The 1,842-nt window shown below is 33.3% G+C and carries 2 protein-coding genes; both read left to right on the forward strand.

Annotated elements, in window-relative coordinates; genetic code table 11:
• Positions 1 to 861 (forward strand): hypothetical protein (locus tag B7721_RS10105; protein WP_205008213.1); only part of this gene is annotated, 861 nt, incomplete at its 5' end.
• A 1-nt stretch (position 862) separates the two neighbouring features.
• Positions 863 to 1,842: hypothetical protein (locus B7721_RS00020; protein ID WP_084876915.1), on the forward strand; the 980-nt coding region annotated here is incomplete at its 3' end.

A 1,842-nucleotide genomic window follows, 5' to 3' on the forward strand; every position in this document is an offset into this window, starting at 1 on the left:
GAGATTCACACAGCTATCCATAGCAACTCCAAAGCTGTGAAGTACCAAAATGCTCTCGCAAAACAGCTTGCCGAGTCTAAGTATAGTGGGACGGTAGTCTCAGAACAGCAAAAAGAAATTTCTGTATCGAAAATTAGTGAAACTTTTGGTTTAACTCCTCCTGAAGCAGAAGATGTTTTAGATTATATTAAATCAATGGGGGAAGCTGTCATCACCTATCGAGGAGCAAATATTTTTCTTAATGGTATAAAAATAACAATGGATAGCCAAGGAAGAATGAGATGGGGCAATAGATTCCTTTTCAAATCTTCTACTAACAATTTATACGGGCATGGTCGAAATTTCCAAAATGCTTCAGGAATTGATTTAAAAAACTACCACTACTCTGGAAATTTAAAAGGTATCGCTCGTTTTAGTGAAATGGGGAAAGCAGGCTGGAGTGGTTTCAAAGAATCTGTTAATCCATTAAATGATTTTAAAGGCTGGAGAGAGGTAGGGAAATTTGGCAAAACGTTTAAATTAGCTGGAGGAATTTTGACAGCTATAAATATCTATAATAATTTTAGGGAGAATGTGGATATGTCTGATGGTATCTCGGCCAAAGAAGCGCGGGACTTTACGATTGATACAGCCGTAGATATTGGATCAGGGGCTGCAGCTGCAGGCATGGGTGCGGCTATTGGTTCAGCATTTTTACCTCCTTTAGGAACTGTTATAGGTGCAGGTGCAGGGATTGTAATCAATTATGTTATGAATAATGCTAATTTTGGGAATAAGAGTATAGTAGATCACGCTAAAGATGGTGCTAAACAGATAGGAAATGCTTTAGGTGACTGGCTTGATTCTATGATTGGAGGTTAAAGTGAAAGAAGTTGAAGAATTAAATAAAGCATATTTTAAAAGCTTAGCGAATACTCGCGCATCAGCAAGTATGATGTTTATTTCGTTTACAGGAGTATTTATATTATCTTTAATTATTTGGGTTTTTTCCTGGTATTTAAAAGAGGTTTTATTAATAAATCCATTAACTTATTGGTTTTTTGATCTTCTCATTTTCTTCTTACTTTATTTAATTGTTGCTTTTTTTATTCCATTAGCAGGAATGTTTGCATATAAAAGACAAATTTTAGCAACTTTTTCTCTGATGATGGTTTATATTGGAATATACTTTTCATTACAAATGATGTTGCTGATAATTCTTGTAACATCAATCTCGACGAAGGAATTTTCGCTTGGATTCCCTAAGTATTCTCCAATTTTTATTCCATTTTTGTTAATTTCTACAGTTTGTGGCTTTATTTATCAATATTTCTGGTTAAGACGCCAGTTAAAAAAAGGTTTCTCTGTAAATAGGACAATGGGGAATTATTTTGCAAAATCTAATGCATATGGTAGAAACTCTCTTTACATCATTTTTGGACTTTCTATGTTGGCTGCCATACTTTCAGGGAAATTGATACTCATTTTTTTCATTCTTATTAGCTTGCTTTTTAGTTATGCTTTCCCTCAATTGATCATTGAAGTAGCCTATTTATTATATCTTAAAACTCAAAGCAAGGAATATTGGGAAACAGAGCCGCGAGGAGATGTTAGTTTTAAAAATTTATTGAAGAGATTCAGTCTCAAGAAAGCTAAAATTCGTATTCCTATTGAAATATTGTCATTTGTAATTTTTGTTCAAATCCTTTATAAATTTGGATATACGGATCAGGTAATCAGACATACACGTTGGATGCTTTGGCTTATCAGAATATTTATAATCTCAATAGGACTGGATATTTTGGGAAGTTTTATTCTTTATGTCATAAAAAAAGTAAATACTAGATTCAAAAAAGGACAGAA

Source organism: Streptococcus oralis subsp. oralis (genome assembly GCF_002096445.1).
Taxonomy (GTDB): domain Bacteria; phylum Bacillota; class Bacilli; order Lactobacillales; family Streptococcaceae; genus Streptococcus; species Streptococcus oralis_N.